The sequence below is a fragment of the Bifidobacterium mongoliense DSM 21395 genome (assembly GCF_000741285.1).
Classification (GTDB): Bacteria; Actinomycetota; Actinomycetes; order Actinomycetales; family Bifidobacteriaceae; genus Bifidobacterium; species Bifidobacterium mongoliense.
The window spans coordinates 40991-49775 of sequence record NZ_JGZE01000021.1 but is presented as its reverse complement, the minus strand read 5'-3'; the positions used below and the strand labels follow the sequence as shown (position 1 = coordinate 49775).

The 8785-nt window shown below is 65.2% G+C and carries 4 protein-coding genes and 1 pseudogene; 3 read left to right on the top strand and 2 right to left on the bottom strand.

Annotated features, from left to right (window positions below):
- A pseudogene (locus BMON_RS09715) lies at positions 1-201 on the top strand (hypothetical protein); the annotation flags it as partial.
- Positions 202-1234: 1033 nt separating this feature from the next.
- Here BMON_RS09715 and BMON_RS07595 read toward each other — a convergent pair.
- Together BMON_RS07595 and hflX are read right to left on the bottom strand one after the other, a co-directional pair.
- Entirely contained in the window at positions 1235-2197 is a 963-nt protein-coding gene (locus tag BMON_RS07595; RefSeq protein WP_033513142.1) for an L-lactate dehydrogenase, read from the bottom strand.
- Between the two features lie 243 nt (positions 2198-2440).
- A complete protein-coding gene (hflX, locus tag BMON_RS07590; protein WP_033513144.1) occupies positions 2441-3934 on the bottom strand; it encodes a GTPase HflX in 1494 nt (497 codons plus the stop codon).
- A 93-nt stretch (positions 3935-4027) separates the two neighbouring features.
- Here hflX and BMON_RS07585 point away from each other — a divergent pair, with 93 nt between their 5' ends.
- Together BMON_RS07585 and hrpA are read left to right on the top strand one after the other, a co-directional pair.
- Positions 4028-4681, top strand: coding sequence for a class I SAM-dependent methyltransferase (locus tag BMON_RS07585; protein ID WP_033513146.1), 654 nt, complete (start codon positions 4028-4030; stop codon positions 4679-4681).
- On the top strand, positions 4678-8778 hold the full coding sequence (gene hrpA / locus BMON_RS07580; protein WP_033513148.1) for an ATP-dependent RNA helicase HrpA: 4101 nt from the start codon (positions 4678-4680) through the stop codon (positions 8776-8778). The genes BMON_RS07585 and hrpA overlap by 4 nt, the downstream gene beginning before the upstream one ends.
- The last annotated feature ends 7 nt before the right edge of the window (positions 8779-8785 follow it).

Genomic DNA, 8785 nt, shown 5'->3' with positions numbered 1-8785 from the left:
GGCACTTCCTTGGGCGGGCGGGCCGCATTGAAATGCCTCCACCTGACCGTGCGTTCGCTCGACCCCACAGGCAAGGGCCAGGTACGATGGGTGACACGATGGAAGCCCGCGTTGAACGCGTTCGCCATCACCTTCGCCGACCGCTGGCCGGACGGCAAGGAACAGCAACGAAAACCGCCAGTCACACACTTAATGAGATAGACCCCGCTTGTTCTGTACTAGTCCCCGATTCACACATGCTGAACCACGATTGCCGCAGAAAATGGACGATGGGTTGACGAGGATCGGAGATTCGGTCATACAAGTCGACGATTGGGTGACAAGGATCGACGGTTCAGTGGCACAAGTCGACGATTGCCGCACAAGAGTCGCCGATTCACTAAGACAAGTCGGGTGATACAAAAAACGAGGGGCCATATTCCGCGGTTGTTTTTCGCTATCCCCCGACTTGTCTTACGGATACGAGATGCAACGTTCCATTTTCCGACCACGCCCATCATGTCCAACCCCGAACTCCACGAACACCGACCTCACCAACCACACCGACCGGGCAGGGCAAGTCGGTTAGTCCGGTCGGGCCGATTGGTCCGGTTAGTCCGGTTAGTCCAATTGTCCGATCGGTCCGTTTGCCCTATTGGGTCGACCTCAGACTGGACTGACTGGTCCGAGCGGTCCGAGCGGGATGACCGCGGTCCACACCGAGCAGGCCGGCCTCGGTCCACACCGAGCAGGCGGCCACACCGACCACAGGCCTTACCGACCACCAACCGATCAACAACCGACACACCCAAACGACCGGCAACCCACCAACCAACGACCGGCCACACGTCACGACCCGACACACACATCATGACCGTCAACCCGCCACAACCGGTCACCTACCGACTAACAACCAGCCACACGTCACGACCGATCATACGTCACGACCGACATACCCACACCCACGCATACGCATACGCATACGAATACGAATATGCCGTCCGTACCGGATATCGGTATGGACGGCATATCAACAATCACACTCGGCTCATGCATCATACGGTGCACTCACCGAACCACGACCGTGGGGCCCCGCCCCTGCACTAGCTCATGGGAGAAACAGAAACCCGACGACCCGCGGTTATCACGGCGATCACCACGGCGATCACCACGACAACAACATGACAATCATCACGACAATCACCACAGTGATTACGCGACGATCACCACCGCGGTCACCGCAACACAGTGGCTATCAGAAGCCGAACTTCGCGGCGGTTTCCTTGAGGGTCTCGGCGGAACGCTTGAGCGCCGCGAGCTCCTTGTCGGACACCGGCGTGGCCAGACGGGAGTTGACGCCCGAACGGTTGAGCAGGGTCGGCACCGACATGCACACGCCGGAGATGCCGTGGAAGTCCTCGAGGTAGGACGACACCGGCAACACCCTGTTGGTGTCACTCAGGATGGCCTCGACGATGTCCACGCCGGACATGGCGATGGCGTAGTTCGTCGCGCCCTTGCCGTTGATGATGCGGTAGGCGGCGTTCTTGACTTCCTGGTGAATCTCCTCGCGCTTCGCGGCGTCGAGGGGCTCATGACCCGGCAGTTCCTTCCAGTCGCACATGGGGACGCCGCCGATCGTGGCGGAAGCCCACAGCGGGACCTCGGAATCGCCGTGTTCGCCGGCGATGTAGGCGTGCACGTTCTTGACGTTCACACCGGTCTGCTTGCCGATCAGGTAGCGCAGACGGGCGGAATCAAGGTTCGTGCCGGAGCCGAACATCTGGTTGGCCGGCATGCCCGAGATCTGCATCGACACGCGCGTGACGACGTCGACCGGGTTGGTGATGAGCATGTACGTGGCGTTGGGGGCCACCTTGGTGACGTTCGGAATGATCGAGTTGATGATCTTCAGCGTGGCGCCGGCGAGATCCAGACGGGACTGTCCGGGCTTCTGCCGGGCTCCGGCGGTGATGACGACCATATCGGCGTCGCGGCAGATCTCAACATCGTCGGATCCATCGATGGTGACCTCGGGATAGAAGCTGGAGCCGTGCTGCATATCGAGCACCTCGGCCTCCACGCGCTCCTTGGCGATGTCCTGGAGCACGATTTCACGTGCGACGCCGCGCTGGGCAGCCGCGAAAGCAAGGGTCGAACCTACCGCGCCGGCACCAATAATCGCAAGTTTCGTAGGTTTGTTCTTGGAATCCACCATAAAATAGGGCCTCTCTTCTTATGTGCCCGCACACACGGGCACCACTCAGGTGTGCTTTCATTCTAGGCACAGAGCGTGACGTCAGCGAGGCTCCGGGGGCGTCAGCGAGAGTTCAGCGAAGCACCGGTCGTCATCGACAGATCGGTGAAGGATTAGCAAGACACCAGGGCACCGGTATGACGCCGTGATGCCAGCGTGACGTCACCGAGACGACAGGGATGTCGACAAGAGCCGGCGGGAACGTCAGTCGATCGAGTGCTCCACCACCGCCGCCGCGAGACGATCGTCGACCTGCGCGACGATGTGGATGCCGTCCTCGCGGTATTCGATCGACTCGGGACGGCCGTATTCCCTGATTCGCGAGATCAACGAGCCCTGGTCATAGGGCAGCGTCGCCTCCACCTTGACGCGCGGCGCCGGCAGCCGCGCCTCGATGTCTGCACGCAGGGCGTCGATGCCCTCGCCGCTGCGCGAGGAGACGAGCATGGCTTGTGGTTTGAGCGAGGCCAGACGCGCCCGACGGTCGTCATCGATACGGTCGACCTTGTTGAGCACCAGCAGACGCGGTATGTCGTCGGTGCCGTCGATGCCGGCGAGCACCTCATTGACCGCATCGATCTGGGCCAACGGTTCGGCATGCGACGCATCGACGACATGGACGATCAGATCGGCCTCCACGACCTCTTCCAAGGTCGACTTGAACGCCTCGATGAGCTGCGTGGGCAGCCGCCGCACGAAGCCGACGGTGTCGACGTAGGCATAGAGCCTGCCCTGCGAGGTCTTCGCCGAACGCACCGCCGTGTCCAGCGTGGCGAACAGCGCGTTCTCGACCAGTTCGCTCGACCCGGTCAGACGGTTGATCAACGAGGATTTGCCCGCATTCGTGTACCCCACGACGGCGACCGTCGGCAGACCGTACCGATGCCTCGACCCGCGTTTGACCTCGCGTGCCGCAGCCATGCGCGCGATCTGGCGACGCAGGCGGGCGATGCGGGTGCGGATGACGCGCCGGTCCATTTCGATCTTGGTCTCGCCGGGGCCACGGGAGCCGATGCCCGCGTCGGCCCCGGCGGCACGTCCTCCAGCCTGTCGGGACAGGGAGGCTCCCCATCCACGAAGCCTTGGCAGCATGTACTGCAGCTGCGCCAGTTCGACCTGCGCCTTGCCTTCCCGGCTCGTGGCGTGCTGGGCGAAGATGTCGAGGATGACGGCGGTGCGATCCACCACCTTGACCTTGGTCAGGTCCTCGAGGGCACGGCGCTGGCTCGGGGCCAGGTCGTCGTCGACCACGATGGTGTCCGCGCTCTGCTGGGCCACGATGCCCGCGATCTCCCTGGCTTTGCCGGATCCGACATACGTGGCGGCATCAGGCTTGTACCGCTGCTGCAGCACCCCGTCGCACACGTCCGCACCGGCGGTCTGCGCTAGGGCGGCGAGCTCGCGCAACGACTCCTCGGTCTGGGCCAGGCTGCCGGTCGCGCTCGACCAGACGCCGACCAGAACGACGCGTTCAAGCCTGACTTTGCGGTATTCGACCTCGCTGACGTCCTGCATCTCGCCAAGCCCGACGACATGGCGCAACGCGTTGCGCGATTCGCGCTCAGCCCAATCCTCTTGGGAACGCTCTCCCGCGGCCGCGCCTTGGGACTGGTCGAGCAGCACCTCGGATCGGTCGGCGAGCACGCCTTGGTTGGCTTCTTCGTCATGGGAATGATCGGTATCGAACTCTTGGGTCAAGTGCACCTCTTCAGATAGAACTATGGTTATCCATTATCATCGTTTTGTACGACAAGACGCCGCCACTACGCGGCGGGGAGAAGGAATGACCAGATGACGACGAACCAGGACCGCCGAGGGCAGCAGGACGAGCCGAAGCGAGCCGAACAGTATTTCGCCGCCCACCCTTCCTCCCCGGACCGGCGCAGGACCATGCATGTGCGGCTGCGCGGCCACGAGGCCGACGTCGAGGTGTCGAACGGCGTGTTCTCGGGCAACCGCGTCGACCTGGGCACCTCCGTGCTCCTGCGTCATGCCCCCGACCCCAGCTCGCAGGGTGAACTGCTCGACCTCGGCTGCGGCTGGGGCCCGATCGCCCTCGCCATGGGCTTCGCCTCACCGCAAGCCCGCGTCTGGGCGTTGGACACCAATGAGAGAGCCTTGGAGCTGACGCAATCGAACGCCCGGACGAACGGTCTCGGGGGCGTCAAGGCCGTCACCGCCGATCAGATCCCTGACGATCTGCGTTTCGACACCATCTGGTCGAATCCCCCCATCCGCGTAGGCAAGCAGGTACTGCACGACCTGCTGCTCACCTGGCTGCCCCGGCTGCGCACCGGCGGGTCGGCGTATCTGGTCGTCCAACGCAATCTCGGCGCCGACTCCCTGCTCCCCTGGCTCGCCGAGCACTTGGGTGACGCCTTCGCCATCGGCAAATACGCCAGCTCGAAAGGCTACCGCGTGATCGAGGTCCGTCGCACCGCATGAAATTCGATTATCCTTCCCAACTCCCCGTCAGCGCGGCGCGCGACGATATCGCCCACGCCGTGGCCTCAAGCCAGGTCGTCATCGTCTCCGGACAGACCGGCTCGGGCAAGACCACCCAGATCCCCAAGATCCTGCTGCAGATGGGACGCGGCTCGCACGGCCACCAGATCGTGCATACGCAACCCCGGCGGATCGCCGCCCGAACCGTGGCGGAGCGCATCGCCGAGGAGATGGGTGTGCGGCTGGGCGACGAGGTCGGTTTCCAGGTGCGGTTCACCGACACCAGCTCGGCGGCCACCCGTCTGCGCATCGTGACCGACGGCATCCTGCTCGCCCAGATCCAGCGCGACCCGGTGCTCAGCCGCTACGACACCATCATCATCGACGAGGCGCACGAACGCAGCCTCAACATCGACTTCCTGCTCGGCTACCTGACCGCCCTGCTGCCCAAACGCCACGACCTCAAACTCATCGTCACCTCGGCCACCATCGACTCCGAGAAGTTCAGGGATCATTTCCAGCATGCCCTGCACACCCATGTCCCAGTGATCGAGGTCTCGGGCAGGACCTTCCCCGTCCAGGTCGTGTACGAACCGCTGGGCTCGGCACCGGCGCTCATGCGCCACGTCCCCGGCTTCGACGACGGCCGCAGCCCCGAGGACCAGGAGGAGCTCGCGGAACACGCCACCCAGGAGGACGTCGCCACGGCGGTGGCCAGGGCCTGCGCCGAACTGGTGGTCCACGCCAGCCATGAACGCGGGGCGCGGGACATTCTCGTCTTCGCGGCGGGCGAACGCGACATCCACGAGTTCGAGCACGCCCTGCTGCGCCACTTCGGCCCCCGGGCCTCGGACATGCGCCGCCCCGACGCCATCGAGATCCTCCCCCTGTTCGCCCGGCTCTCCTCGAAGGAGCAGCACCGGGTCTTCGAACATCACACCCACCAGCGCATCGTGATCGCCACGAACGTCGCCGAGACCTCCCTGACCGTGCCGGGCATTCGATACGTGGTCGACCCCGGGACGGCGAGGATCTCCCGGTATTCGAAATCGGCCAAGGTCCAACGTCTGCCCATCGAACCGATCTCGCAGGCGAGCGCCGACCAGCGTTCGGGCCGTTGCGGCCGTGTCGCGGACGGCATCGCCATCCGCTTGTACGCCTACGACGACTACGAGACCCGCCCGCGGTTCACGGAACCCGAGATCCTGCGCACCTCACTCGGCGCGGTGGTGCTGCACATGCTGTCCGTCGGCGTGGCCCGCACGAGCGAGGACGTGACCGAGTTCGGGTTCATCGACCCACCGGACATCCGCTCCGTGTCGGACGGCGTCAACGAGCTCATCGAACTCAAGGCAGTGTCGCGTCAGCATGGCGAGATGCGGCTGACGACCGTGGGCCGCCAGCTCTCGAAGATCCCCATTGACATCCGGCTGGGCCGCATGATCATCGAGGCGGCGCGCTCGACCACGCCGGACACGCTCGCCTGCGTCATCGTCGTGGTCGCATTCCTCAGCCTGCAGGACCCGCGCGAACGACCTGACGAGAAGCGCGAGGAGGCCGACCGCATCCACAACCGCTACGCCGACCCGACCAGCGACTTCCTCACCGCCCTGAACATGTGGGACCGCATCTTCCAGGCCTCGGGCCCAGCGGGCAACGCGGCGCTGCGGCGCGTGTGCAAAAGCGAGTACTTCAGCTGGATCAGGCTGCGCCAATGGCGCGATCTGGTCACGCAACTCACCGAGATGTGCCACGGGCTGCACTACACCCCCGGCAAGCCGGAGCCGGTCTCCAGGCCGGGTGACGACGTGACGAACCTGCCGATGAACCAGCAGGCGGCGCACAGCCTGTGCTGCTCGTGGGACGCGCAGGGCATCCACACCTCGATGATGGCCGGACTGCTCTCGATGCTCGGCATGCAGGCGCCGCACGACCCCAAGGCCTCGGCCTTCGCCGGACTCAAGGGTGCCGCGAAGGCGCGCGCCATCAAACGTGCGGCGCGGACCTTGAAGAACGATTACCAGGGCGCCCGCGGCATGCGTTTCGCGATCTTCCCGGCCTCCGGGGTGGCCAAGACGACCCCGCCGTGGGTGATGGCGACCGAATTGGTGGAGACCTCTCGGCTGTGGGCGCGGTACTGCGCGCAGATCGACCCGAGCTGGGCCGAACCGCTCGCGGGCTCGCTCACGCGCACGACCTACGCGGCCCCGCACTGGTCAGGGTCCCGAGGATCGGCCGTCGCCTCGTCGAAGGTCCTGCTATACGGTCTGCCGATCGTGACGGACCGCATGGTCCAGTGGGGTCGGATCAACCCCTTGGAGGCCCGCGACTTCCTCATCCGTCAGGGCCTGGTCGAAGGCGACGTCCAGCAACGCTTCTCCTACGACGATTTCCTGGAGCGCAACCGCGCGATCCTCGAATCCGCCGGCGAGGACGCCAGCCGTACGCGCTTGGTCGCCGAAACCGTGGGCGACGAGGACCTGTACGACTTCTACAACGCCGTCATACCCACCGACGTCACCTCCCTAGCCGGTCTGGCCCAGTGGTGGAAGCACGAGCACGAGAGCAACCCGACGCTGTTGGATTTCGACCCGGACAAGGTCGAACGCCTGCAGAGCTCCCAAAGCGTGAGCCTCGACGACTACCCCGACCACTGGTATGCCCTGGGCACCGACGGCTCGACCCTGCGGCTACGCCTGAGCTACATCTACGACACGCACGACCCGATGGACGGGGTGACCGTGCATATCCCGCTGGAAGCGCTCTCCCGGCTCACCCCGGAGCAGTTCAGCTGGAACGTGCCCGGGCTGCTCGACGAACTCATCATCGCCGTCATCAAATCACTGCCCAAGGCGTTGCGTGTCCAGTTCGTGCCAGCCCCTGACACGGCGCGGGCCATGCTCGAGGATCTGCGGGCGCACGTGCCACGTCTGCCGGGTTCCGCCGACGGCGACCGTGCCGTACTTCCGCCGGTCAATGAAGCCACCGGTGCCGCGGCCTGGCCTTCGTTCGCCCACGTGTTCACCCAAGTGGCGATTCGGGTCGTGGACGCCCAGATCCACCCCGAGGTGTTCACCGACGAGCAGTGGGAGAAGCTCCCGCCGTATCTGCGGATGAACTTCAGTGTGGAACGGGCCGGCAATGGACACCGCGGCCGCGGACGGCACGGCGGATCCAATGCGCGCCACGGCCACGGCCCGGGCAACCATGTCGAAGTGCTGGCCACGGGCAAGTCCCTCACCGCGTTGCAGCGCCAACTGGCCGACGAGGCCCAGGCCTCGGCTCGACGCGTCGTGAACCGCAAGGCCGAACAGGCGAATGCGCGTGGCGACATCGTGCGCCAGACCAATCTGCTGCACAAGGCCGGCGCCACGACCCTGCCCCGGGCCGACATGCTGTGGAAGGGTGCGCTGGAGCGGTTGCGCCTGCCCGACGAACGCATCTCCTCGCGCTGGCTGGGCCCCGAGGCGCTGCGCCTCGCCGCAGCCCCGTATCCGTCGACCAAGGCGCTAACAGCCGATCTGCAGATCGCCGCGGTCAAGCGCCTGCTGCCGCACATCGACACCCTGCCCGACGACGCGGCACTGGCCCAGGCGGTGTCGGACGTGCAGGAGGTCTATGAGGACACGGTGTACGCCGTGAGCCGTGACGTCATCGCCATCCTCACCCGGTACGCGCAGGTCGACAAGGCGATCTCGGGGCCGGCCGACCTGCCGATGCTCTCGGTGCTGCAATCCATCCGCGCCCATATCGACACGCTCGTACACCCCGGTTTCATCGGCGCGGCGCCCCCCGAGGCGCTGCAATCCATGGAACGCTATCTGCACGCCGATCTCATGCGGTTGCACAAGGCCAAGGCCGACAAGGACCGCGACGTGCGCTGGGCATGGCAGGCCGACGAGGCGAAGCAGCTGGTCGATCGTTTCCATGCCAAGGCCGAAGCGGAACCCGCCGGGCCACGTCACGAGCGCGCGCACGGCATCGACGTCCAACTGCGCTGGATGCTCGAGGAGTTCTACGTCTCCCTGTGGGCCCAGGAACTGGGCACGGCCCATCCGGTGAGCCTGCAGCGCATGCGCAAGACGATGGCCGCATGATCAGCAC

What these genes read in the sequence shown, in the direction of transcription:
- BMON_RS07595 (WP_033513142.1), bottom strand. Translation starts at nt 2,197, where the DNA reads ATGGTGGATTCCAAGAACAAACCTACGAAACTTGCGATTATTGGTGCC.
- BMON_RS07585 (WP_033513146.1), top strand. Translation starts at nt 4,028, where the DNA reads ATGACGACGAACCAGGACCGCCGAGGGCAGCAGGACGAGCCGAAGCGA.
- hrpA (WP_033513148.1), top strand. Translation starts at nt 4,678, where the DNA reads ATGAAATTCGATTATCCTTCCCAACTCCCCGTCAGCGCGGCGCGCGAC.